The sequence below is a fragment of the Paenibacillus sp. NPDC057934 genome (assembly GCF_042887565.1).
Lineage (GTDB): Bacteria > Bacillota > Bacilli > Paenibacillales > Paenibacillaceae > Paenibacillus_AQ.
This window is the reverse complement of sequence record NZ_JBHVPB010000008.1, coordinates 98,266-124,306: the sequence shown is the minus strand read 5'-3', so window position 1 is coordinate 124,306 and position 26,041 is coordinate 98,266. Positions and strand designations below refer to the sequence as shown.

14 protein-coding genes and 1 other annotated feature are annotated in these 26,041 nt (G+C 48.5%); of the genes, 12 read left to right on the top strand and 2 right to left on the bottom strand.

All coding sequences use genetic code 11. The annotated features are described in order from the left end of the window. The first annotated feature begins 29 nt into the window (after window positions 1–29). The 10 genes from ACFVRY_RS19220 (at window position 30) to ACFVRY_RS19175 (ending at window position 17,046) form a co-directional block, all read left to right on the top strand. Window positions 30–986, top strand: coding sequence for an ABC transporter permease (locus ACFVRY_RS19220; RefSeq protein ID WP_387501898.1), 957 nt, complete (start codon window positions 30–32; stop codon window positions 984–986). A gap of 18 nt (window positions 987–1,004) precedes the next feature. After that, a complete protein-coding gene (locus tag ACFVRY_RS19215; protein WP_387501897.1) occupies window positions 1,005–1,901 on the top strand; it encodes a carbohydrate ABC transporter permease in 897 nt (298 codons plus the stop codon). 56 nt (window positions 1,902–1,957) lie between these two features. Next, window positions 1,958–3,571: an extracellular solute-binding protein gene (locus tag ACFVRY_RS19210; RefSeq protein WP_387501896.1), complete on the top strand. Its 1,614-nt coding sequence runs from the start codon at window positions 1,958–1,960 to the stop codon at window positions 3,569–3,571. A gap of 189 nt (window positions 3,572–3,760) precedes the next feature. Beyond that, complete coding sequence (locus ACFVRY_RS19205) at window positions 3,761–5,959, top strand: glycoside hydrolase family 3 N-terminal domain-containing protein (protein WP_387501895.1); 2,199 nt, start codon at window positions 3,761–3,763, stop codon at window positions 5,957–5,959. A 19-nt stretch (window positions 5,960–5,978) separates the two neighbouring features. Then, window positions 5,979–9,320, top strand: coding sequence for a GH36-type glycosyl hydrolase domain-containing protein (locus ACFVRY_RS19200; RefSeq protein ID WP_387501894.1), 3,342 nt, complete (start codon window positions 5,979–5,981; stop codon window positions 9,318–9,320). A gap of 1,052 nt (window positions 9,321–10,372) precedes the next feature. Continuing rightward, window positions 10,373–11,737 carry a cytochrome ubiquinol oxidase subunit I gene (locus ACFVRY_RS19195; protein WP_387501893.1) on the top strand — a complete coding sequence of 455 codons (1,365 nt, stop codon included), beginning with the start codon at window positions 10,373–10,375 and terminating at the stop codon, window positions 11,735–11,737. Beyond that, window positions 11,737–12,750, top strand: a complete 1,014-nt coding sequence (locus ACFVRY_RS19190) for a cytochrome d ubiquinol oxidase subunit II (protein ID WP_387501892.1) — start codon at window positions 11,737–11,739, stop codon at window positions 12,748–12,750. The genes ACFVRY_RS19195 and ACFVRY_RS19190 overlap by 1 nt, the downstream gene beginning before the upstream one ends. A gap of 15 nt (window positions 12,751–12,765) precedes the next feature. Next, window positions 12,766–14,541 (top strand): thiol reductant ABC exporter subunit CydD, encoded by a 1,776-nt coding sequence (gene cydD, locus ACFVRY_RS19185; protein ID WP_387501891.1) that lies wholly within the window; start codon window positions 12,766–12,768, stop codon window positions 14,539–14,541. After that, window positions 14,538–16,265 carry a thiol reductant ABC exporter subunit CydC gene (cydC, locus tag ACFVRY_RS19180; RefSeq protein ID WP_387501890.1) on the top strand — a complete coding sequence of 576 codons (1,728 nt, stop codon included), beginning with the start codon at window positions 14,538–14,540 and terminating at the stop codon, window positions 16,263–16,265. The genes cydD and cydC overlap by 4 nt, the downstream gene beginning before the upstream one ends. Before the next feature lie 52 nt (window positions 16,266–16,317). After that, complete coding sequence (locus tag ACFVRY_RS19175; RefSeq protein WP_387501889.1) at window positions 16,318–17,046, top strand: response regulator transcription factor; 729 nt, start codon at window positions 16,318–16,320, stop codon at window positions 17,044–17,046. A 163-nt stretch (window positions 17,047–17,209) separates the two neighbouring features. On the opposite strand, the gene ACFVRY_RS19170 is transcribed toward ACFVRY_RS19175, so the two are convergent. Continuing rightward, window positions 17,210–19,078: an arginine--tRNA ligase gene (locus ACFVRY_RS19170; RefSeq protein ID WP_387501888.1), complete on the bottom strand. Its 1,869-nt coding sequence runs from the start codon at window positions 19,076–19,078 to the stop codon at window positions 17,210–17,212. 45 nt (window positions 19,079–19,123) lie between these two features. Continuing rightward, window positions 19,124–19,345, bottom strand: a binding site (T-box leader). Between the two features lie 230 nt (window positions 19,346–19,575). Between ACFVRY_RS19170 and ACFVRY_RS19165 the strand changes: the two genes are divergently transcribed. Together ACFVRY_RS19165 and ACFVRY_RS19160 are read left to right on the top strand one after the other, a co-directional pair. Beyond that, window positions 19,576–21,207, top strand: coding sequence for an exosporium glycoprotein BclB-related protein (locus ACFVRY_RS19165; protein ID WP_387501887.1), 1,632 nt, complete (start codon window positions 19,576–19,578; stop codon window positions 21,205–21,207). Window positions 21,208–21,306: 99 nt separating this feature from the next. After that, window positions 21,307–22,410: a tetratricopeptide repeat-containing glycosyltransferase family 2 protein gene (locus tag ACFVRY_RS19160; RefSeq protein WP_387501885.1), complete on the top strand. Its 1,104-nt coding sequence runs from the start codon at window positions 21,307–21,309 to the stop codon at window positions 22,408–22,410. A gap of 91 nt (window positions 22,411–22,501) precedes the next feature. On the opposite strand, the gene ACFVRY_RS19155 is transcribed toward ACFVRY_RS19160, so the two are convergent. Then, a complete protein-coding gene (locus ACFVRY_RS19155; RefSeq protein WP_387501884.1) occupies window positions 22,502–25,870 on the bottom strand; it encodes a DEAD/DEAH box helicase in 3,369 nt (1,122 codons plus the stop codon). Window positions 25,871–26,041: the final 171 nt, after the last annotated feature.

Sequence of the window (26,041 nt, the reverse complement as noted above, 5' to 3'; positions counted from 1 at the left end):
AAGTCTCAAGTAGAGTGAGGAGATGCAATTTGAAACCCGCAGCCGCATTACCGGCAAGTAAGATGAATGACAGCAAGTTTCGGCTGTTGATGAGGGAAATTTGGAAGAACAGGATGGTCTATACCCTGGTGTTGCCAGGTCTGGTTTGGCTGATTCTGTTCGCTTATCTTCCAATGGGTGGTTTGTCGCTGGCCTTTAAAGATTTTAAAGCCAATTTGGGAATATGGGGCAGCCCATGGGTAGGATTTGAAAATTTCAAATATGTATTCCGGGACCCGGCGTTTGCTAATGCGGTCTGGCGGACACTGGTCATTAACATCGGCAAGCTGATCATCCAGTTCCCGTTCCCGATTATCCTGGCGCTTCTGATTAACGAACTGCGCATGACCCGTTATAAGAAAGCCCTGCAGACTGTATTTACTTTCCCCAACTTCTTGTCATGGATCGTTGTGTCTGGTGTAGTCATCAACGTACTTTCTTATGATGGTCTGGTGAACAGCCTCATTAAATTACTCGGAGGAACGGGCATTAACTTCCTGGGTTCCGAGAAATTGTTCGTACCGATGTTGTACTTAGCAGATATTTGGAAGTCAGCTGGATGGGGAGCGATTATCTTCCTGGCCGCGATTTCCGGGATTGATACGGATCAATATGAAGCCGCTCAGATTGATGGTGCTACGCGACTTCAGCAAATTTTCAAGGTTACGATTCCGAACATTCTGCCTACCATTACCATTATGTTCATTCTATCCGTAGGTGGTCTGATGTCTTCCGGGTTTGACCAAATCTTCAATATGGCAAATGCGGCGACCAAGAATGTCTCAGAAGTGCTGGATGTGTACATCTACCGGATTACGTTCCAGTCCGCGACGGACTTCTCGTTCTCAACCGCAGTCAGTCTGTTCCGTTCGATTGTCAACATGATATTACTGCTTCTGGCTGACAGAGCTGCCAAGCTTATGGGCGGCGACGGTTTATTCCGGTAAGAAAGGAGAGCTAAACAAATGAGTAAGAAATCCAAGGTTAAGGTAGGCAGCCAGAAGATGACGACAATGGATTATGTCATTTTCGCAATTCTGACTGTAGGTGCTTTAGCCATCCTCATTCCTTTTTGGAATGTAATCATGATTTCCTTTTCCACGCAAAAGGAATATGCCGACAATCCATTGATGCTATTCCCGAAACATCCGACGCTGGAGTCGTATAGAGCGCTCTTCGCGGAAGGTCTCATCGGGACGGGCTATCTGAATACGATGAAGATTCTTGTACTGGGTCTGCCGTTAAGCTTGTTCTTGACGACAAGCATGGGCTACGGCCTGAGCAGAAGCAAGTTTCCAGGTAAAAAACTGATCTTCATGCTCGTCCTGTTCACGATGATTTTCAACGGCGGGATTGTACCGCTCTATCTCATCATGAAGGACTTGCACTTGACAGGCACACTATGGTCCGTTATTTTGGCCGGAAGCTTCAGTGCCTTCAACCTGATTCTGATGTCCAACTATTTCAGCGGCCTGCCTGAATCCCTGATGGAATCGGCGCGGATCGATGGGGCTGGGGAGTGGAAGATTCTCTTTAGAGTAGTACTTCCATTGTCGGCACCGATCGTAGCTACAATTACGCTGTTCTATGGTGTAGCTTTCTGGAATGGATGGTACGAAGCAATGATCTTCCTGCGAAAAGCGGATCAGATGCCGCTGCAGAATGTGCTTCGATCTATCATTACGGAGGCCCAGGTCAATGCAGCCAATGCCAGCAGCTTGGGTGCTGCCGGCAAGCAATCCTTCTCCATGGGAATGAAAATGGCGGCGGTATTCATAACCATGGTTCCGATCATGTGTTTCTTCCCGCTGCTACAGAAGCATTTTGCTAAAGGGGTATTAACAGGGGCTATCAAGACCTAGTTTATACATGGGTATCATCAAGAGACAGAGAGTCACACAAAACAGGAGGGTCTATCATGAACGCATTCAAAAGAAAGTCAGTCAAAACGGTTCTGGCAGCTGTACTAGGTACTTCCATGGTCTTGCTGGCAGCATGCTCCAACTCAAGCAATAATGGGGCTGAAGCAGGCAACTCCGATTACGGAAATCCTACAGATGGTTACAAAGATAACCTGAATATCTCCATTGCCAGCACGACCAAAACGGCAAACTCTGATTTCGATAATGAATTTCATAAATATTTTACCGATAAGTTCAACATCAAATGGGATTACAACTACGTAGAGTGGGATTCCTGGGCAGAGAAGCTGCGCCTGTGGATCAACTCCGGCGATCTGCCAGACGTAGCGAGCTGGAACTATGTTCATGGCGATGCCCTGAATTACATTGATCAAGGTCTGTTGTACAAACTTCCGGATAACTGGAAAGAGCGTTGGCCAAGCGTAGCAGCAGCTTACAAGCTGACTGGACTTGGTGACAAGCTGGAAGAATTGGTTGGTGGTACTTATGTTCTGCCAAGACCGGTATACAACGAGAACAAGCCTGCTGATCCACTTGTGAACCAAATCGGCGTTATCGCTCTTCGTGCAGACTGGGCTAAAGCCGTTGGTTTCCCATTAAAGGATGCTTACACTACAAGTGAACTGATGGAATTTGCGAGACTGCTTAAAGAAAAAGATCCGGGCAAGGTTGGCGCGAATCTGGTTCCGATCTCTTATGATGTCAACGATGCACTGACCAACATTATTATGGCTAACAGCGCACATTCCCGTGTGGAATCTGCTTTCTACAAAGATGCGGATGGCAAATACCAATGGGGACCTGCTAACCAGGAAACTCTGACAGGCTTAAAGGATCTGCAACAAGCTTATAAAGAAGGTTTGCTGCACCCAGAGTTCTACACTTGGAAGAACGGTGAAGCTAACCAAAAGTTCAATGTTAACGGCGTATCCGGGGTTACCAGCCTTGGAGGTCTGGCTTCTTACAGAAAAGACATGGACCAAAGATTGAAGGATAATCTCGGCCTGAACAGCGATGATATGGTGCATACCGCTATCGTACTTGGCGATGATGGCAAATACCGCAACCTGGAGCAAGCTAACTTCTGGTCTGCTGTAATCTTCTCGCCAAACATCAGCAAAGAGAAATTCGAGCGCATCATGGACTTCATGGAATACACAACAGCCAAAGAAGGCAACTTGATTGTCAACATGGGCTTTGAAGGAAAAGACTGGAAGTATGGTGACAACCAAGAGTTAGAGAGCCTTCTTCCTGAAGGAACAACGCTGGATAAGAAATATCCAAACCGTTTTGAAGGACTGTATGTCCTGGCAGATGACTTCAGCATCATTAATCCTGGCATCAAGAAACAATACCGTGAGCGTTCAGTGCAATTGTTCAAGGAAAAAGCCGAACTTGGAGTGAAAGACAAATCACTTGCTGATTACGATTGGGATTTCCAACTGTATGATTCCAAAGCCAAGAACCAGGCGTCCTTCGACTATGCTACCGAGTATACGAACCTGATTCTGCAACCAGGCGATCTTGAAAAGAACTGGAACGATTGGGTTAACAGCAAAAAGTCACTTGTACAACCTGTTCTTGATGAATTGAACAACTTGAAAAAGTAATTCCTGTCCCATGCGCGGAGAAACCAAGCGTGGTTAGTATTTTCAAAGAATCGTGCGGACGGGAAAGTGTGATCCCCGTCTTCCCGGGCTCGCCCGGGCCGAACCTCTACAGAACCCGGGTGCGAATGTCTGCATCCGGGTTATTTTATTAGACATTATATATAGAAATCATACAACGGGGGACTTGAAATGGACGATCGGCAACTGGTCATCTTGTTAAATCAGATGACACTTGAGGAGAAGATTGCTCAATTACAACAGCTAGCCGCTAACTTCTATGAAGGGGCGGAGAGCGGAGGGCAGATTACTGGCCCGATGGAAGCCATGGGCATGACAGATCAAATGATTGAGAGCAGTGGTTCTGTGCTTGGTCTGGCAGGGGCGGAGCAGGTAATTGCCGTGCAGAAAGCTCATCTGCGCAAGAACAGACTGGGTATTCCGCTGTTGATGATGGCAGACATCGTTCACGGCTTCAAGACGATTTTCCCAGTACCACTGGCGATTGGGTGCTCCTGGGATATGGAAGAGGCCGAGCGCAGCGCAGCTGTTGCCGCCAAGGAAGCTGCGGTCTCAGGCGTACATGTGACGTATGCACCGATGGCTGACCTGGTGCGTGATCCGCGCTGGGGAAGAGTGATGGAGTCCACGGGAGAGGACCCGCATCTCAATAGTCTGTTCGCCCGCGCGTTTGTTCGCGGCTTTCAGGGCAGCGATCTGGCAGGCGATAAGGACCGTGTGGCGGCCTGCATCAAGCATTTTGCCGCTTATGGACTCTCTGAAGCCGGACGTGATTACAATACGGTAGATTTATCTGAACGCCATATGCGTGAATATTATTTGCCGGCCTATCGTGCGGCCCTGGATGAAGGTTGTGAGATGGTGATGACCTCGTTCAATACCATTGATGGAATTCCGGCCAGCGGGAATGTGAAGCTGATGCGTGAATTGCTGCGCGAAGAATGGGGCTTTGATGGGGTCCTGATCTCCGATTGGGGTGCAGTGAAGGAACTGATTCCGCATGGCGTTGCCGAGGATGAAGCTGAGGCAGCTCTGAAGGCTATGCGCGCCGGTGTGGACATTGAAATGATGACGGCTTGTTATGTACACCAATTGCCAGCCCTTGTACGGGACGGCCTGGTGGATGAGAAGCTGATCGATGAATCTGTGCTGCGCATTCTGAAGCTGAAGCAGAAGCTGGGATTGTTCGAGAATCCGTACCGTGCTGCTGATCCGGAGGCAGAGCGTGAGGTTGTGTTCAGTCAGGAGCACCGTACAGCAGCACGTGAGTTGGCCGTTAAATCCAGTGTGCTCTTGAAGAATGACGGCGTGTTGCCTCTCTTGGAAGAGCAGAAGGTGGCCCTGATTGGTCCATTCGCACGCAGCGGTGACATTCTTGGTCCATGGTCCTGGACGGGCTCTATGGAGGATGCTGTCAAGCTGGAGACGGCTATGACCGCACGGGTTGGCGCGGATCACATTACCGTTGCTGAAGGCTCGGGCATAGAGACTATGACTGAAGAGCAATGGCAGGAAGCGGAAGCTGCTGCGCTGGCTGCAGATGTTATCGTGCTGGCACTCGGGGAAAGCTCCGAAATGAGCGGTGAAGCCGGAAGTCGTGCCGATATTCGTTTGCCGGAAGCGCAAAGAGAATTGCTGCTTCGCATGAAGGCAATGGGCAAGCCAATCGCTGTCGTATTGTTCAACGGCCGTCCGTTGGATCTTGGCGGTGTATATGAGACAGCTGACGCCATCCTGGAAGCCTGGTTCCCGGGCAGTGAAGGGGGAGCGGCAATTACAAGCCTGCTCTACGGCGACGAGAATCCTTCGGGACGGCTCAGTATGTCCTTCCCGGTATCGGTCGGGCAAATCCCGGTATACTATAACCATTTCAACACAGGTCGTCCTGTAGATTCACCGGATGCTGATGGACGTTATGTCTCGCAATATCTCGATATTTCGAATGAACCGCTGCTGCCGTTTGGCTACGGTCTCAGTTACACAACCTTTACTTATAGTGAACCAGTAGTATCCTCGGGAATTATGTCCCAAGATCAGCCGCTTCAGGTGTCGGTGACTGTCACCAATACTGGAACTGTTGCTGGTCAAGACATCGTGCAGCTCTACATTCGCGATATTTCGGGCGAAGTTGTCAGACCCGTTAAGGAACTGAAGGACTTTGCCAAAGTCAGTCTCCTGCCTGGAGAGAGCAGAGAGATTCACTTCACACTTACAGAAGAACAGCTTCGCTATCATCACAGTGATCTCAGCTTTGTTAGTGATCCGGGACAATTCCAATTGTTCGTCGGACCAAACAGCCGGGATGTGAAGAGTCACAGCTTCCGCTTAGAGAAGGCTGCAGTAGAAAATATACGGCATGTGCTGTCGTAAAGGATAGGAGTGATCAGGAATGACAACTAACAACACGAACATCTCCCTGAGTACTGGAGAATTGTCGTTTACTTTTCTGAATAGCGGGGATGTATTTAAAGCTTCATACGGACGGACGATGATCAACCAGCTTTTGTCGAGTCTTTTGGATGGTGCGCTGTCCAACCTTTACCTGCGTTTGCACCTTGATGGAGGTATTCAAGCATTTCCTTTGCTAGGCATCCGTTCTTCCAGCACGGTTCGCCAAGATGGTAACCGTGTAGTTTGGGACGGCAAAGCCGGACATGTGGCATATCAAGTGGTCTTCACCTTGGGTTCGGATAGTATCTGGTTCTGGGATGTAAAACTGACAGGCAGCGATGTTGAGGTGGATCTGGTGTACGGCCAAGATGTCGGTATTGCCGATATCGGCGCGGTCCGCAGCAATGAAGCTTATTTGTCGCAATATATTGACCATGCGGTATTTGAAGATAGCAACAAGGGTTACGTTGTGTGCTCCAGACAAAACCAGCCGCAGGGCGGGAAGTTCCCGTATCTACAGCAAGGTTCCCTGACCGGAGCAGCCGGATTCTCTACAGACGGATTCCAATTCTTCGGCCTGTCCTACAAGGAGACGAACGAACCAGAATCCTTAAGCCGTGAGAAACTGGCGAACGAAGTGTATCAATATGAGTTTGCCTATACAGCGCTGCAATCTGCACGTGTGAAGCTGGATGGTAATGCCCGCTTTGTCTTCTACGGTTTATTCAAGGAGAATCACCAGGATGCAGTGACTGGACTGGAATTTGCAGACGAGATCACTGCCGCATGGAACTCGGTAGAAGATGCCGTAGTCCAAGGTGGAGCAGTGGATGAACGTCCTGCCCTAACGTCTGAGCTAGGGGCGCCGCTGGCTGCTCTGTCGTTGACTACGGAAGAAATCAATGCTTTGTATCCGGTGCGCCATCAAGAAGAGTGGGAGGGGGATACGTTACTGTCCTTCTTCACAGATACTTATGAGCATGTAGTCTTGAAGGAAAAAGAACTGCTCGTAGAGCGTCCACATGGTCATATTCTGATGAGTGGAGACAATGCCCGTCTTAACGATAAAGTTATTACTACTACTTCTTATATGTACGGGATTTTCAATGCTCAGGTCGTTATCGGCAACACGAATTTCAACAAATTGATGACCAATCCCAGAAATGCGCTGAATATTGCTAAAACATCAGGTCAGCGGATTTATGTACAAATCGATGGACAGTACAGACTGTTGACGATGCCATCCCTGTTCGAAATTGGCTTCAACAATGCCCGTTGGCATTACAAGACTGAGAATGAGGTCTTCATTATTACGAACTACACGACAGCGAAAGAACCTGAGCTGTTGCTGAATGTTCGGGCAGAGAGCGGCACAGCCTATCGTTATTTGGTAACGAACCAGATTACGATGAATGTCAACGAATATGAGCTGGCTTACAAAGTGAAGCAGGAGAACGGCAGTATCATCTTCCAGGCAGACAGCGAATCACTAAGCTCTGATGTATATCCTGAGCTGCAGTATCGTTTCCAATTGCAAGGTGCTGAGTTCTCGCTAACGGATGAGTCTAAGCTGGTTATCGGAGTTAACCCAGAGAAGGCACCACTAGCTATTTTGGAACTGTCGCCGAGTAAGGAATGGACCCTGAGTATTCAAGGTTTGTTAGACGGCCAAGCACTCCCTGAACGCCATACAACAGTAGAAGCTGAGATTGCTTCTTATCGTGAATTCTATACCGGTGTTATGAACGGATTCCATCTGAGCAATAAAAATGGAGAAGAAGGCGAACTGTTCAAAGTAAACGCTCTGGCTTGGTGGTACACGCATAATATGCTGGTCCACTATTCTGTTCCGCATGGTCTGGAGCAGTATGGCGGCGCGGCATGGGGTACACGTGACGTCTGCCAAGGACCGGTTGAATATTTCATGGCTACGCACAAGTATGAGCAAGTTCGTGAGATCATCCTGACCATCTTCGCTCACCAATATGAGGACGATGGCAACTGGCCACAATGGTTCATGTTTGATAAATATACGAAGATCCAACAGGAAGAAAGTCATGGCGATATTATCGTATGGCCGCTCAAAGTTCTAGGTGATTACCTGGCGGTGACTCGTGATTATGGAATTCTGCAGGAGCAGCTCCCATACACTCGTAAACATAGCTTCGACTTCACGGAGGAGACTGAAACCCTGCTGGATCATGCACGTAAGGAGATCGGCTATATCCAAAGCCACTTCCTGCATGATACTCATCTATCCTCCTACGGCGACGGGGACTGGGATGATACGTTGCAGCCTGCGAACCCGCAGCTCAAGCAATACATGGTGAGCAGCTGGACGGTTGCTCTGACCTATCAGACGCTGAACCGCTTCTCCAAGGTGTTAGAGGCTGTTGATTCAGGCACTGCACAGGAGCTGGGCAAGCTGGCCGAAGGCATTCGTGAAGACTTCAACAAACACATGTTGCAATCCGAAGTTATCCCTGGCTTCCTCTACATGGAAGACCCGGAACAAGTGAAGCTGATGGTACATCCTAGTGACACCGAGACAGGGATTCAATATCGTCTTCTGCCAATGACACGCAGCATGATCAGTGAACTGCTGACGCCTGAACAGGCTGAAGCGCATTATGCGGTGATTCAGGAGAAATTGTTCTGTCCTGATGGTGTGCGCTTGATGAACCGTCCGGCTCAATATGTCGGCGGAGTCAGCAAGCATTTCAAACGTGCAGAGCAGGCTTCGAACTTCGGCCGCGAAATCGGACTTCAGTATGTGCATGCACATATCCGTTACGTGGAAGCGATGGCCAAGCTGGGCAAGAATGATCAGGTCTGGAGTGGACTGGCTGCCATCAACCCGATTGGTATCCGTGATGTAGTGCCGAATGCTGAATTGCGCCAAGCGAACTCTTACTTCAGTAGTTCGGACGGTAAATTCAATACTCGTTACGAAGCGCAAGAAGGCTTTGACAAGCTGCGCACCGGTGAGGTTCCGGTAAAAGGTGGCTGGAGAATCTATTCCAGCGGTCCTGGGATCTATATGAACCAGCTGATCTCTAATGCACTTGGCATTCGCCAAGAGGGCGGAGATCTGATCCTCGATCCGGTCCTGCCGGAATCGCTTGACGGCATGAAGTTTGCTTTTGAATATGCTGGAGCCAAAGTGGACTTCATCTACCATCTGACAGGTGGAGATATCTCGCGGGTTACAGTGAACGGCAACGATGTTGTTACCAAAGACAACCTCAACCGTTACCGTAGCGGTGGTGTTCGCATCGAACGCAAAGACTATGACCAGTTCAGCAAAGCTGAGGGTAACGTCGTAGAGATTTACCTGTAAAAAGCATGCTATATAGAATGCATCAGAGGAATAAGCATAGCCAGGAAATAAGAGAGCTTATATAAGAAAGGATTGAAGTGTAATTAACGGCATTTTCGTACCTTAAATCCTCTGTATCTAGGGGATATTGGAGATTAAGTGCAATATTGTATCTTAAATTATCCAAAATAGACCATCCAGTGTATTTTTTCGAAAATTAAGATACATTTATGATCTTATTTCCCTGATTTACCTATATTGAAGAAAAATAAGGTACAAAAATGCTGTTAGTTGGGGAGGAAGCTCTTTTCTCACTGTAAAGACAACAGGTGAAGCGGACTATACCGCTTCTAGTGGTTGAAATCTGTCGACAGACAGTCTATGAACCGATGCGAGCTCTCCTATGAAAAGTATTCAGGCGAGAGCTTTACACCTGCAGTTCCAAACTTCAGTTCGCACATCTTCGCTCTTTGTTAATTCCTTTTGTTCGATTGTATATAACTAAAAAAGAGGCGATTCCTGGCTGGCCAGCCGGAATTGCCTCTTTTTTGTTCATTGGTATAAATTAGAAAATTAAGTTAGAACAAAGTTTGTTGGGAATACATCTTCGAAGCGATCTTGCCGTTCCGATTGTATCAAGATTCTAATTGAGAGATGTCCTACAAATATGCCTTACGAATCATGTTCTTGCCGTTGAAGCGGGGGAGACATTGGATTAATCAGAAATTGAGGGTTCTCTGTAGGATCCATCAATAGCTCGTTCGGGTTATTTTAATGATGTTCACGTAGTTGTCAGAAAGAGTTGATCCTTTCTTGAACGTTTAAAGACGAAGTCGTGACCTCAATGGAATTGCTTCAAATTGAAGATATAATAATTTTGAATATCGGGATTCATAATATAAAAAGCAGAGACGCAGGGGTGCAGGGAAAGCTTTTTGTCTATCTTGTGAAAAAAATCTCTATTAGCTCATTACGAGGTCTAAAAAAGGTTTATGAATGAAACAGAACGGAGACGCTGAGTAGAGTAATTCTGGTATTTAATATTATAGAGTTAGTAGGGGAGGCATTAGCCTATGGGAGTAGATACGGTATTTTGGAGTAAGCTGGTTACAGGGATGACCCTGGGGTTTCATGCTATTTTTGCAACACTTGGCGTCGGCATACCGCTGATGATTGCCATTGCCGAGTTGATCGGTGTCCGCAAACAAGATCCTCACTATACACTGATGGCCAAGAGATGGTCACGGGGATTTGTTATTTCCGTAGCAGTCGGTGTTGTGACAGGCACCGCCATTTCATTACAGCTAGCTTTGGTATGGCCTAATTTTATGAAAATGGCGGGCAATGTCATCGCGCTTCCGTTATTTCTAGAAGTATTTGCGTTCTTTTTTGAAGCTATTTTTCTAGGAATCTATTTGTATACATGGGATCGGTTCAAAAATCCGTATATTCATTGTCTGCTGATGATTCCCATTGTCTTGGGAGCAGGGATGTCTGCGGTGTTTATCACAACGGTCAATGGATTTATGAATCAGCCTCAAGGCTTTGTAATGAATGCCGGGCAATTCACAGCTGTTAATCCGTTACAAGCCATGCTGAATGCTGCAACCTTCTCCAAGGTGTTTCATGTATTAAGCTCCGCTTATTTGACAGGAGCGGCCCTCTTGGCCGGCGTTGCTGCTATAACCATGCTGAGAAAAGGCGTTACGCCTTACCACAAAAAAGCCTTGAAACTTATGATGGGAGTAGTGTTGCTATTCAGCTTGCTCAATACGTTGGCAGGGGATGTTTCGGCTAAATTTTTGGCTGAGCATCAGCCGGAAAAGCTCGCTGCCGGGGAATGGCATTTTAAAACGGAAAAGGGCGCAGATTTGATTTTACTCGGCTTTCTTAATGCGGAGCATGAAGTCATAGGTGCACTCCATCTCCCGAAAATTCTCAGCTTCCTGGCTTTTGGAGACTTTAATGCAACGGTCACAGGGCTTGATCAAATCCCGAAAGAGGAATGGCCTCCGCTGCTCATTCATTACTTCTTTGATGCGATGGCTGGAATTGGATTTGCACTACTGGCGATTTCCCTGCTTTATTTCCTCTTTGTCTTCTGGAAGAAGCGCAATGAGCTTAATAAATGGCTGCTTCGAATAATAGCACTAGGTGGGGTGCTTGCTTTTATGGGCGTCGAATTAGGCTGGTTCTATGCTGAGCTGGGACGGCAGCCTTGGATCATCCGGGGATATATGCGTGTGGATGAAGCAGCGACCTCTTCGCCCAATGTGCGGATTTTATTTTTCTTCTTCTTGCTTCTTTACATCGTACTGGGGATCATGTGTGTTCTTGTGTTAAGACGCTTGTTTAACAATAATCCGCCAGAAGTCGAGATGGAAAAGTGGGCGAAGGATAAACGCAATCTCACTACGGAAGAAGGGGAGCACACGTAATGAATTATGAATTGATTGGTATCTCGGTGCTCTGGCTGTTCTTGTATGGTTATTTAATAGTAGCTTCTATTGACTTTGGCGCAGGTTTCTTTGCTTTCTACGCTCGCCTGACCAAGCAAGACCACTTGATTAATCGTCTGATTTCCCGTTATTTATCCCCCGTCTGGGAGATTACGAATGTCTTCTTTATCTTTTTCTATATTGGTATGGTCGGTTTTTTCCCTGATACGGCCTACTACTACGGTTCTGCGTTGCTTGTTCCGGGAAGCATTGCTGTGATTCTGCTTGCTATTCGGGGATCGTTCTATGCTTTTGAGAACTATGGGGCCAAAAGCAGCATCGTGTATTTATTTCTATACGGGGCTTCCGGCTTGCTTATTCCGGCATCCTTATCGGTAGCGCTCACCTTATCTGAGGGCGGATTTATTGTAAAAGAGCAGGGTAGTGTTGCGCTTGATTACTGGGCATTGTTTTCAAGCCCGTTATCCTGGAGCATCGTTGGACTGGCGATTGTTTCCGTCCTGTTCATCAGCAGTACATTTCTGACGTTTTATGCGTCCCGTGCGGAGGATAAGGGGGCCTTAAAGCTGATGCGGAGCTATGCTCTGTTTTGGAGTACGCCAACCATTGTTATTGCACTGACCGCTTTTATTTATCTTGGCCAACATAATGCGCGTCATTTTCAAAATATGATGGATTTATGGTGGCTGCTGGCGATTTCCGTTGGATTCTTTATGACGGCAATGTGGCTATTGTACAATGGGCGCCGCTACGGATTGGCGTTTATATGTGTCATGCTGCAGTTTTTCAGCGCTTTCTTTGCATACGGTATCGGGCAGTATCCCTATATCATTGATCCTTACATTACGATCCAGAACAGTGCCACTTCGCCGGCTATGGGTCTCGCGTTAATTATTGTTTTTGTCGGAGGGCTATGTCTACTCATCCCTTCACTTATTCTAGTGTTCAGACTTTTCCTCTTTGATGCGGATTATGTAAAGGGGAAACATTAAAGGAGGGGAAGGAACGTGAAGGGGAAAACAAGTCTGATCTCTCAGCAAATGTCTATGCAAAGGAATCGCCTCGCTATCCTCGCCGTTTTCTCTCTAGGGCTTGGGATAGCTATTGTGGGCCAAGCTGCACTGCTGGCGAATGCAGTCCAACGGATCTTTGTGCAAGGGGAAGCACTTTCGTCAGTGGTTGCTCTGCTGGGAGCACTGCTGGCTGTTATGGCTGTACGGAGTCTTTTATCCTACGGAAACGGAAGGGTTGGCCTCAACATGGCAGCTAGCGCCAAAAAGAATATGCGGGCGGCGTTATTGCAGAATATGATTCACGCCTCCATTCCTTCTGCCATTCGTGGACAAGCAGGGGAGAAGGTGAGTATTGCCCTGGATGCCGTAGATGAGGCTGACAGCTATTTCAGCCAATATATGCCCCGTATGATCGAAGTTTCTATGATTCCGGTGCTTATTTTAATAGTTGTATTTACACAGCATGCCAATTCCGGCTTTATCATGCTGTGCACAGCGCCCTTTATCCCTTTATTCATGATTCTGGCGGGACTAAAGACCAAGAATAAATCTGAGGAGAAATATGCCCAGCTCGCCGAATTCTCAGGCACGTTTCTCAATGCAGTCCGCGGACTCGTAACGTTGAAAATATTCGGGCAGACCCGGCGCCAGCAGCAAGAAATTGAACGCAGCAGTATGGGGTACCGGGATGCGACGATGAGTATTTTAAGAATTGCGTTTACGAACACATTTATGCTGGAGACCATCGTGATGCTAAGCATTGGTATAGTTGCCCTGGAGTTGGCGATCCAATTGCTCATTTTTAAATCGATTAATTTTCATACAGCCTTTTTGATCCTGCTTCTTGTTCCTGAATACTACAGTCTTTTCAAAAATACCGGAACAGCCTTTCATAGCGGACGCACAAGCATGGGCGCGATCCGGAAGGTTGAACAGATGATGGTTGAAACGAACGGGGAAAGCCAGGGAATGAAAGAAAAAGAGGAAGAAACGAGGAACGATGAATTCCATTCGGATGACATTGCCATGCCTCCATCCATCAGGCTGGATAACGTTACATTCCGCTATCTTCCCGATTCGTTTGAACTTTACACACCATCTATAATGATTGGACAAGGCGAGAACGTGGCGATTGTGGGCAAAAGCGGCTCAGGCAAAACGACCCTGCTTCATCTCATTGCCGGCTTGCTCAGACCGGATTCCGGTGAGATTCTGGTGAACGGCAATCTGAATTCGCAATTCGCAGAATCCGAGTGGTTCGAACGAATGAGCTATATTACGCAGCACCCGTATATTTTTGCCAGCACACTCGCTGAGAATATTGCCATAGGTACTGGCCGGAATGTGTCCAGAGCAGAAATCGAGCGGGCAGCATCAGAGGCTGGACTTGCTGACCTCGCCGCCCAGTTGGAGCATGGCTATGATACCTTGGTTGGTGAAGGCGGGAGAGGATTGTCCGGAGGTGAGCAGCAGCGTCTGGCTTTGGCCCGTGCCTTTCTGAAGCGGCCGTCTCTGATTCTTTTTGATGAACCAACGGTAGGTTTGGATCTGTACACGGAGCGTATTCTGCAGAAGTCCTTAAATACACTGGCCCAAAGGGCGACAATGATTACGGTGGCGCATCGGCTGTATACGATACAGCATGCTGACAACATTCTTTTTATGGACAATGGCGTATTAGTAGATTCGGGTCGGCATGACGAGCTTCTTAAGACTCTACCTGCGTATGCCGAGATGATCAATGTTCAAAGAGAAGGGGGATTGGCATGAACGATCTGGCTATTCTGTCCAAAGCGATGATACAGGAGCGAAAAGATATTGTTATTGCCATTTTGGGTGGATTTGTGGCCGGCATTGCCGGAGTGTTTCTTTTTTCCACAAGCGGCTATCTGATCTCCCAGACTGTATTTATGCCGCCCCTGTATACCTTGATTGTATTGACCTCGCTGGTCAAAATGCTTGGTTTGCTTCGTGCGGGGAGTCGTTATGGAGAACGCCTGTATTCCCATCGCGCGACATTCTCCATGTTAAGCCGGTTGCGGACAACCTTTTTTGCCAAGTTAATTCCCTTAACTCCTGGTGTATTGAATAAAAAGCGCAGTGGGGATTTGCTTGCCCAGATCGTGGGGGATGTGGAGAGCTTACAATTTTATTTTTTACGCGTCGCCTATCCGCCGGTCATTGTTGTTATGGTTTTTTTGGCAACGGTCTTATTTACATCGGTATTCTCCATCTGGATTGCAGTGTTATTCGTGCTTGGGATGCTCATCATAGCCTTTGTTGTTCCTGCCATAGTTCTAATCGGCCAGCGAAAAATAGTGGGTCATGTGCGCGGTCAGCGGGCAGCACTGTCAACAGAGTTTACCGAAGTTCTGTATGGTTTTCGTGAATTAAAAGTATATGGTCAATTAAAGCAGCGGGAACAACAGCTTCAAAATATTTCAGCAGATTTAGCGGCCGGACAGCGGCGAGAAGCGGGTCATTTGCTCCTAGGACAATCCCTGCATACCTTTGTTACGTTTTTAATTTCCTGGGGGGTACTGGTGCTTGGTGCTAGCCTGATTATGAACGGCCAACTAGCTGGCGTGTTTCTTGCCATGCTGGTCATGGCTTCACTCACCGTATTTGAAGAAGCTGCGGCAATGGCTACACTGCCTGCATACAAGCAGGATAGTGAACATGCTGCCAATAGACTTACAGAAACGGTTAAGGCCGCTAATGAGGAATCTTCACCTTCAGGTGGACTGCTCTCTGTTCAACAAGGTGTCTCGGTTAAGCTATCAGATGTTGCGTTTCAATATGAAGGGGAATGGCGTCCTGCGTTAAAGAACATTTCGTTGGAACTTCCGCCAGGCTCCAAAACGGCAATTGTCGGGCCGAGCGGCTCCGGAAAATCAACGATTGTTGATCTGCTGCTGGGGCTGCGTAAACCAACTGAAGGGGAAATCCGGATAAATGATATGTTGCTCGAAGATCTGAACGAAACCAGCATTTGGGCCGCGGCAAATGTAGTTTTACAACATAATCATTTTTTCCGGGGAACCATTAGAGAGAACCTGCTGCTCCAAGGCGAAGATTATTCTGATGAAGTGTTGACTGAGACTCTGGGTAAGGCCGGGCTTCCAAATAAATCGTTAAATGATGTGGTATACGAGAATGGTGAGAACTTGTCCGACGGAGAGAAACAGCGTTTGGCTTTGGCACGAACAATGCTCCGGAAAGGAAAGCTATGGGTACTGGATGAACCCACTTCATCTTTGGATTATGTTACAGAACAGCGTGTCTTAAGACATATTTATGAGCAAGCGGCTGAAGATACACTTCTGTTGATTTGCCATCGGCTTATCGGTCTGGACCAAATGGATCAAATCGTAGTGATGGATCAGGGGAAGATTGTGGAAAGCGGTTCTTACTCAGAGCTGATGGAGCAAAAAGGTTATTTCTATGAGATGAAGGGGATTGAGCGGCAGCTGGTTGGAGAAGATCGGGCATAAAGTTTCGCTGTGTCCATGAAGAGATTAGGAGGTGAACGATCTGACTCATTTTTTGAATAAAAGAATTCTGCTAATAGACGGAGATAATCGGGTACGGACATTACTGAAACACTATCTCGAGAAAGAGAGCTTCATTGTGGATGAAGCTGCTAGCGGTGTTCAAGCGATTCGACAATATTATGTGCATGGAAATTTCGATTTGATCGTACTAGACTACGAGCTGCCGGATATAAGTGGGCTGGAAATCTGCAGATACGTTAAGCATAGTGGGGACGTTCCCGTTGTTATTTTATCTGCACGCTCCGAAGAAGGAGACCGGATCGAGGGATTTCGGGCGGGCGCTGATGATTATGTCGTCAAGCCGTTTAGTCCAAGAGAGGTTCTATTACGTATCCAAAGTATTGTGGGTCGCATGACCGGAGCCTGCATCTCTCATGTTAATGATTCATCAAGCAGTGAAATTTTGATTGCGGGAATTCAGATTCAGCCCGGTGCCCGCCGTATACGGGTTCAAGGAAATGAAATTCACTTAACGCGCAAGGAGTACGATCTACTGTATCTTCTAGTTACCAATCCGGAAAAAGTGTTCTCTAGAGAAGAATTGCTGAGAGAAGTATGGAAGTCGCCCGCGAAGGATATATACGATAGGCGCACAGTCGACACCCATATCAAGCGATTGCGTGAAAAGCTGACTTTCCATTACCCGGAAGGAATTGAGTTCATTCAAACCTTATGGGGACTCGGTTATATGTTCCGCAGTCCTGAGCAATCTTTGTCTTGAGCAGGTTCCGAAACTGCCGGTTCAGGATATATTTCATTATCAGATTCTGCCTAGAATAGTAAGTTTAAAAAAAGTCTCTGTGGTCACGTTATACTCTAACGCCCCAGAGACTTTTTTTAGGTTATTGATGGATGGCCTGTTCAATTTCTAACCTTTGAACCTGCTACATCCTGCTTGGCGCGGGAAGACCTAATACGTTCAGCGCATCGCCCAGCGTGGTCTGGAACTTGCCAGTCAGCCAGACCCGAAATCTCATGCTGTCTGCTTCTCCCTTAAGGATGGGGCAGAGCGAGTAAAAGTTATTGAATAGGGTAGCCAAGGTGTGGGCATAGGTACAGATCAGGTTCGGCGCGAGACCCTGTCCAGCCTCTTGGAGAGTATCCATCCAAGCGCTCAGATGTCTCAGTAATGCTGCTTCCGCAGCTTCTGGTGTGCTCGGGAATGGAACTCCCGGTTCCGGCAGCATCCCAGCCGCTTCAGCTTTGCTAAGTACACTTCCTGCACGGGCAAAGGTATACATCAGATAGACGCCGGTATTACCGGAGATTTCAGTAGCCTGCTTGAAGTCGAAGACAATTTCGGTGCCAAGGTTGAAGCGCAGCAGGTAATACCGGATGGCGGCATGAGCAATGATACGGCTGGATAATCCGCTTTTATCGGAACGGCTTTCTTCAATAGTACTCTCCATCAAAGTGATCAGGTCTGCAACCTTCACACCAATTCCTTGACGGCCCGACATGGCATAAGAACCTTTGCCACCAGAGACATCAATGCCCAGTTCGGCTGCGGAAGCCGGGCTTAGTGAAACTACGCCATAGCTTACATGATGCAGCTTATCGGCCTGCTCGTTGTAGCCGAGCACCTGCAGCGCCTGCTTCACCATCTGTTGTGGATATTCCTGCCGTTTATCAATAACATTGATGACAGCATCTGCTTTGCCATAAGGCAGGGTAGGGCCAGTCATGCCCGTCGTCCATAAACCAGCGGAAAATTGACTGTAGGAAAAGTCTTTTTCGAGCAATCCGAATTTCCACAGATGATAGGCAATATCTTTGGCGGTATAGGTCAAGATTCCATTGGAGCGCACCAGTACTTTGTCCTGGTGGTATTCGTCACTCTCCGCGCCTCCCGCTGGCGTCTCTCCGTTGTTCTGCTTCAACACCCAACATCCGGCAAGCTTGCCTTCTGTTTCTTGAACGAAAGTCGGAGTTTGTGACAGCCGGTCAAATGCAGCCGCCCAGAAACCTTCTCTGACAATGCTGCTTTCCCAGACGAGCAGATCATAATCAATGCCAAAACCTTTCATCTCTTCTACATGCTCCCGTACGATACGCTCGGCGACGAGATTACCGAGCCAGGCTGTATTTCCCCGACCTTCTTCCAAGGCATGCAGGGTGTCTGATCGTTTTGCTATCATCTCAGGCTCAAGCGCATACGCTTTGTTCACTTGAGAATAAACATCCCAGCAATAATCCCCGAAACGGACATAATCACCTTCCAGCGGAATGTTCTGTAATCCCACCACTGTATCGGCAAGTTGGTTACCAAGATCATCCACATAGTTATGGACTTCGACCTGTTTCCCTGTTCTTTTCAGTATGCGGACTAAGGTATCCCCGATACAGGAGTTGCGGAGATGGCCGATATGTGCGGCCTTATTAGGATTAATGGAAGTATGCTCGACAACGACTTTCTCCCCTATTGACACCGGCAGGTCGAACGAACGCTTCGCCCATTCCGACCAATGAATCGACAGATTAATAAAACCGGGAGCGGCAACCTCCACTTTGCTGAACAGACCTGAGCCGCTACCCTGCTGTTCAAGTTCTGCTGCAATAAGTTCGGCAATGACCATAGGCGCCTTGCGCAAAGTCTTGGCTAACTGCATGGCGATGCTGGTGGAATAATCGCCATGCTCTAAACTGGTAGGCTGTTGGATTGGGATGGGACCACTGGAGTATACTACACCCAGCTTAGTGCATACACTATGTACACTTTGATCCAGGCTTTCTTTGATAAGGCTGCTTAACATGAAAACTCCTCCTTTTAGATATAAAAAAACAGCCCTCGTCTCTAAAAAAGAGACGAGGGCTGTTAGCGCTCGCGGTACCACTCTTGTTGCCGGACCTTCGGTCCAGCCACCTCACAGGTTAACGGCCTTCTGCCGGGACTTCCTACTGTTAGGTTCAGAAGTCCATCTCACGGGTGCGCTTCATTATCAGTTCCGCCACCGGCTTTCACTTTCCCGGCTCGCTGAGGGCTGGAATACCATAATTACTCTCCCGATCATCGATTGTCTTATTAATTTTTCTAAGTATACCCAATTTCCCCAAGAATGCAATAGTCATTTCCCTTTTCTTGCAAACGGCTCGGAAATTAAATCTTTCTCTATATCTGAATACATTGTTATGTCCGTCCACACCGACCGTAACAATCTCGAATATTACTATATCGAGGCACTGATTCATAAATGCTAGTGATAATGATAGTGTCGCAGCTTCTAAATCTATTATAAAAGGAGTTGGAGAAATGACTTTTTTGTCAACAGGGCCGATAGAGAATGCGGTATCGCCGGTGAGTGGGGTAAGACCGACTCAACACGTTATTGTTAAAATCGATAACCGCAGTTCTACTACCGTCTCTTCGGTTGAGATTTTCGGGTATTATCTGAATGGTGTAAGAACGGAATATGTTCTTGAGCTACTGACTGTAGCGCCCAATCAGGTGATCACCAGAGAATATTTTGCCGATTTTGATGGCTTCGAATTTCTTTTTGAAACACCGATTGATCCACCGGACGACGATCCTATTCAAATCTCTGTATGGGGTATTGATGCTGAAGGGCAACTGGTAACCGCCCACCGACTTGTCTCCTCTGAATTATTGAGAGAGCCATTTAGTATAACCGGTGAAACTGGTGCTACGGGTGCGCCAGGTGCAACTGGCGCTACTGGAGCAACGGGAGCACAAGGAGCTCCGGGAGCAACAGGTGCAACGGGAGCACAAGGGGCCCCAGGAGCGACGGGTGGTACTGGAGCGACGGGCGGTACTGGAGCGACAGGTGGTACTGGAGCGACAGGTGGTACTGGAGCAACTGGTGGAACTGGAGCAACTGGAGCAACTGGAGCAACAGGTGACACAGGAGCGACGGGTGCAACAGGAGCGGCTGGAGTGACTGGAGCGACGGGAGCAACCGGAGCAGCAGGAGTGACCGGAGCAACTGGAGCAACTGGTGGAACTGGAGCAACAGGTGGAACAGGAGCGACGGGAGCAACCGGAGCAGCAGGAGTGACCGGAGCAACTGGAGCAACAGGAGCAACAGGAGCAACAGGTGACACAGGAGCGACGGGTGCAACAGGAGCAACAGGAGCAACTGGTGGAACTGGAGCAACAGGTGCAACAGGAGCGACGGGAGCGACAGGTGACACAGGAGCGACGGGAGCAACAGGAGCGGCTGGAGTGACTGGTGCTACGGGAGCAACCGGAGCAGCAGGAGTGACCGGAGCAACTGGTGGAACTGGAGCAACTGGTGCAACAGGAGCGACGGGAGCAACAGGAGCAACAGGTGACACAGGAGCGACAGGTGCAACTGGAGCAGCTGGAGTAACAGGTGGTACTGGTGCCACAGGAACCGCAGGTTCCAGTGCTATCATTCCTTATGCTTCGGGTCTTCCAACTACGTTGACTACAGTACTGGGTGGTCTGCTGAATACCTCGAGCTTAATTGGTTTTGGTACGAACTCCATAGGTCTGTCGATTGCCGGCGGTACGATTGATCTTACCGGTGGTGCAGGGCTCTTGGTCAACGAAGCGTTCTCTGTTCCGCGTGCGGGTACCATTACCTCAATGGCTGCTTTCTTCAGTACAACAGCTGCACTCAGTTTGTTAGGTAGCACGCTCACTATTACTGCCCGACTGTTCCGTTCGACAGCGCCTAACAACAGCTTCACGGCAGTGCCAGGAGCTGTTGTAACACTGGCTCCTGCGTTCACAGGTGTTTTGGCACTCGGTACAATCAGTAGTGGAACAACTACTGGCCTTTCGATTCCAGTCAATCAGGGAGACCGTTTGATCCTGGTCTTCTCCTCAACGGTAACAGCAGGGCTTGACGTGGCCACTACGATTGTCGGTTACGCAAGTGCCGGTGTCGCAATCAGCTAATCTTTAACTGGTTCGGCCCCAACATTTAATAAGCAAGGGCTTGTTACAAGCCCCTGCTTATTTTTATCCCTAATGCATCATTCGAGGAAGGAGATATCCATGATTTCAGTTAGTCTGTGCATGATCGTGCGTAATGAGGAAAAAGGACTCTTCCGCTGTCTTTCAACGGTTAAGGAGATCGCCGATGAGATTATTATTGTGGATACAGGTTCCAACGATAAGACCAAGGAAGTCGCGAAGAGCTTCGGGGCCAAGATCTATGATTTTGAATGGATTGACCACTTTGCTGCTGCAAGAAACTATGCATTCAAGCAGGCGACGAAAGAATATATTCTCTGGTTGGACGCCGATGATACGATTGCCAAGAAGGATCAGACTCTTTTTAAAGAATTAAAAAAGACGTTGTCCCCCCATATTCACAGCGTAACCATGCCTTATAATTTGGCGTTTGACCGTGACGGGAACGTGACCTCAAGTCTGAGGCGCAACCGGTTAGTTAGGCGGGATAGCAATTTTCAATGGATTGGACCCGTGCATGAGTATCTGGAGGTCGGTGGGAACATTCATCACAGCGAAGTGTGTATCACACATGAAAAGGATAAAGAGCATACGGACCGCAATCTGCGCATTTATCGCAAAAGAGCAGAGCAGGGAGAACAGTTCTCTCCTCGTGACTTGTACTATTACGCCAATGAGCTTCGTGATCATGCCTTGCACCGGGAAGCTGTGGAATACTATGGTAAGTTCCTGAGTACAGCAGAGGGCTGGATTGAGGACAATATTCAGGCTTGCCTGAAGTTGGCTGGGTGCTATGTACAATTGGGCGACAAAGAAAAAGAGTTCCAGGCTCTCTGCAAAACTTTGCAGTATGATGTTCCCCGTGCGGAATTCTGTTGCCGGATCGGTGCCTTCTTCCTAGAAAAACTCCAATACAAGGAAGCTATTTACTGGTATCAGCAGGCACTGGATCTGCCAGAACAGGCGGAGAATATGGGCTTCACCAACCGGGCCTATTCAACCTGGTACCCGCATTTGCAGCTCTGTCTGTGCTATGACCGGATAGGGGAGCATCTACAGGCGAATACACATAATGAGTTAGCCCTAAAATACGCCCCGTCCCATCCAAGCATGCGATATAACCGAAAGTATTTTAGGACACTTCTGGGTTCTGCGTACAACAAGGAAACAAGGACTGAAAAATAAAATGACAATCCCCCCATGGGATAATCGTCGTAGGGGGGATTGTCACTTCTCTGTTTTTTCTCAGACAAGTCTTCTGTTGAGGTTTATTGCATCAAATCCGCAGAATTTCCCGGATATCCTGTTCTGTTAGCGCGGACAAGCTCTCTTGTCCCGGCTTAATAACTTCATCGATCAAGTTCTTTTTCTTTTGCTGCAATTCGTACATTTTGTCCTCTACAGTACCTTGGGCAATGAGACGGATCACCTGCACGACATTCTTCTGTCCGATGCGGTGAGCACGGTCGGCGGCCTGCTGTTCTACAGCGGGATTCCACCAGAGATCATAGAGGATGACGGTATCCGCTCCTGTCAGGTTCAGCCCGGTGCCGCCTGCTTTTAGCGAGATCAGGAACAGGTCTCCTTCTCCTTCGTTGAAGCGGGTGCATAGCTGGGTTCGCTGGGCAGGCGGCGTTTGGCCATCGAGATAGAAAAAGGGAATGCCTTGCACCCCAAGCTCGCGACCGATCAGATCCAGCATACTTGTAAACTGTGAGAAGACCAGCATCCGTTTGCCGGAGCTGCGACATTCAGCGATAATCTCCAGCAACTGCTCGAACTTGCCAGAGCTGCCATGATAGCCCTCGATAAACAGGGAAGGGTGGCAACAGAGCTGACGCAGCCGGGTCAGTCCGGCCAGAATTTTGATCCGATGTTCCCCAAACCCACCGAAGCCGTCGCTGTCTAGGTGCTTCAGTGCTTCTTTTTGCAGTCGGGCAAGGTAAGCTACATACAGTTTCTTCTGATCTGGTAGCAGCTCGGATGCTTGTACAGACTCAATCTTGTCCGGCAGTTCCTTGAGCACATCACGCTTCAGGCGACGCAGCAGGAATGGCCTTGACCGTTTAGTAACCGCTTCCCTCGGCAAATCATGAAAAGTCTTTTTATTCCCGGGAAATAGTCCAGGAAAAACAGCGCTAAAGATAGACCATAAATCTTCCAGCGCATTCTCTATAGGCGTTCCGGTCAAAGCGAAACGGTAGCGTGCCTCCAAACTTCGAACCGCCCGGGCAGTCTGAGTGACTTCATTCTTGATGAACTGCGCTTCGTCGAGAATCAGTGTATGAAAGGATCGCCCGCTATACAGCTTCACATCCCTCCGCAGCAGCGGGTAGGAGGTGATGATCACATCTGCTCCGGCAGTGTTCTTAAGCCTTCGGCTGCGTTCCGTCAGGTTGCCATCTGCGATGACTGCTTCTATCTCAGGAGCAAATTTCTTCAACTCGTTGTGCCAGTTGTAGAGTAGTGAGGCCGGGGCGACGATCAGCGCCGGACGACCTCCGTCCCTGATGTCCGGAAGTTCGGAGAGCAGGAAGGCGATGCTTTGCAGTGTTTTACCAAGACCCATATCATCGGCCAGAATGCCGCCGAATCGATAATGGGCCAGTGTCTTGAGCCACTGGAACCCAAGCTGCTGATAATCCCTCAGCACAGGAATGAGGCTGTCCGGTACCGGGAAATCCAGATTGTCTGGATTTCCCAGATTGGTGAGAAGTTTACGGAAGCTCCTGTCGAGCTTGACCGCATTTCCTTTATGATCGGTGGAACCGAGATGCAGTCCCTGAAGAAGAGGCAATGAGAATTCTTTGCCTTGAATCTCTCCGGTCTTGATCCCTACTTCGTTCATAAAAGTAATAATCTCCTGAAGCTCCTCAGTGTCCAGTGGCAGTAAGGCCCCATCCGGAAGACGATAATATCGGCGCTTTTCCTGAAGTGCTTTTAGAAGGGTAGCGATCTCATCGTCAGGAATGCCACCCATATCAAACTTGAAATCCAGCCAGTCCGTTTTTTCATTCCAGCGGACGCTGACTTTAGGCGGAGGATTTCCTGTGAGCAGTCGCCCTTTAACAGCGGTGGTTGCGTAGACATCCAGCAAATCCTCCAACAGTGGAACTGTATGGTGCAGAAAATCGAATTCGTCATCTTCGTTGCTCATGAGAAAGCTGCTCTCCGTTCTGACGAAAGCTGCTTTCTCCATCAGCTCCATGATTCGGGCTTCCTGTTTACCGTCCCGCATAAGGATAAGGTCTGTACCGCGGCTGCGATGTTCTTCCAGCGGATTCAGGACGATATCTCCGTATTGAAACTCCAGTCCGGCGAGCAGACGGTCCCTGATTCGGTCCAGGTAGAGTCGGGCTTTTAACGGGCTATGAAGGATTCGGTCCGAGATGGAGTCGGCGATCGTGACTGTACCCAACTTCAAGAGGCCGGGAATCACTTTGTCCATGAATGACTCGATCTGCTCTGGCGCAATGCCGAGGCTGGCTTGGCGGGAGGTGCCGAGCATTTGCTTGATCCCGGTAAGCCGCCCGCACTCTTGGGAGGGGAGTTCCAGCAACTGGCCTGCGGACAGCACCAAATCGTAATCTTCCAACACCGTGATGTTGTCCAGTCCCTGAACCTCCAGACGGTAGCCGCCGCTGCCCGTTTGATCTAGGTGAAATACCAGAGGGAGTGCTTCCTGCGAGAGATTCACGCCCTCATATAGACTGTCCTCCTGCTGGAGGTGGACTGAAGGTGCTGCTACTAACTGGGGGTGTAGTTCCTTCCAGAAATAAGGCGGGATAGGCAATAACCGTTCCCGCTCCCCACTTGATCTATTCCCATATTGTTGGTTAATCCCCATGCTCTCGCGATAGACTTTCTCACTCTGCACGATCTGAAGGAGCTTCTGGATAATCTCATTGTCCTTTTGAACAAAGCTATACTGCGAGGGACTATAAATAAAATGCCTTGAGAATTCAAAATTCTTTCCACGAAGAACCGCTTCCAGGAAGGTTCTGATTTTCTGCACAATATATAAACGTTTGGTTCCTATCTTCAGCTCGATACCAAGCATTTCAGCGCTGCCGTAGCCAGAGAGCATGGGCCTCACTATCCATTCCACAACGAGCGTATCTCTCGCGTCCACATAGCTCCCCTCGCCGCTAGGGCGGGGTCGCCGGTGTGAATTTCCAAACATGTCCAGCATACTATCAACCAGCTGACTGTCTTGTGCGGGGATTCCTGAGGAATGCTGAAGGTTGCGTGGTGTCAGTCTGCTGTCCTCTCTGTCTGACTGCCCTTGCTGGAGCAGGGCAGTGCCCTCTGAACGCTGATCCAAATGATCGGCATGCGCCAGCTCATGGATGTGAATCAGCATGGCAGCAATATGCTTGCAGTAAGGCCCGCCGTGTGAATAGACAGGACAACTGCACTCCGCCTGGACGTCTCCATCACTGTCCACGGCAACCTTGACGTCATAGCTGGGATGCCCCTGAACGATGGACTCATACTCTGTCCGGCTGACGATCCCGCCGCGATCCTCTAGCTGTTCTTCCCGGGTTAATTGAACCCTATTGCTATGGAAGAGGATGGCTCCTTCTTCTAGAACGGACTTCCCGCACAACAGCTTAATTACCCGCTCCGGTACACTGTATCCCATGCCTTTATTCCTTTCTTCTGTCCACCAGTCTGTTCACGCTCCGTGATAAATCTAGTCCTATATTAACAGAACAAGCGTGCTCCTTCAAAGAAGTAAAGGAGAATAGCATATGCTACAATGTCAAAAGAAGCGTTTATTATATCCAGCACGGTAACGCATATTAGTAGAGAT

What these genes read in the sequence shown, in the direction of transcription:
- ACFVRY_RS19205 (WP_387501895.1), top strand. Translation starts at nt 3,761, where the DNA reads ATGGACGATCGGCAACTGGTCATCTTGTTAAATCAGATGACACTTGAG.
- ACFVRY_RS19155 (WP_387501884.1), bottom strand. Translation starts at nt 25,870, where the DNA reads ATGGGATACAGTGTACCGGAGCGGGTAATTAAGCTGTTGTGCGGGAAG.
- ACFVRY_RS19165 (WP_387501887.1), top strand. Translation starts at nt 19,576, where the DNA reads ATGACTTTTTTGTCAACAGGGCCGATAGAGAATGCGGTATCGCCGGTG.
- ACFVRY_RS19195 (WP_387501893.1), top strand. Translation starts at nt 10,373, where the DNA reads ATGGGAGTAGATACGGTATTTTGGAGTAAGCTGGTTACAGGGATGACC.
- ACFVRY_RS19215 (WP_387501897.1), top strand. Translation starts at nt 1,005, where the DNA reads ATGAGTAAGAAATCCAAGGTTAAGGTAGGCAGCCAGAAGATGACGACA.
- ACFVRY_RS19200 (WP_387501894.1), top strand. Translation starts at nt 5,979, where the DNA reads ATGACAACTAACAACACGAACATCTCCCTGAGTACTGGAGAATTGTCG.
- cydC (WP_387501890.1), top strand. Translation starts at nt 14,538, where the DNA reads ATGAACGATCTGGCTATTCTGTCCAAAGCGATGATACAGGAGCGAAAA.
- ACFVRY_RS19160 (WP_387501885.1), top strand. Translation starts at nt 21,307, where the DNA reads ATGATTTCAGTTAGTCTGTGCATGATCGTGCGTAATGAGGAAAAAGGA.
- ACFVRY_RS19190 (WP_387501892.1), top strand. Translation starts at nt 11,737, where the DNA reads ATGAATTATGAATTGATTGGTATCTCGGTGCTCTGGCTGTTCTTGTAT.
- ACFVRY_RS19170 (WP_387501888.1), bottom strand. Translation starts at nt 19,078, where the DNA reads ATGTTAAGCAGCCTTATCAAAGAAAGCCTGGATCAAAGTGTACATAGT.
- ACFVRY_RS19210 (WP_387501896.1), top strand. Translation starts at nt 1,958, where the DNA reads ATGAACGCATTCAAAAGAAAGTCAGTCAAAACGGTTCTGGCAGCTGTA.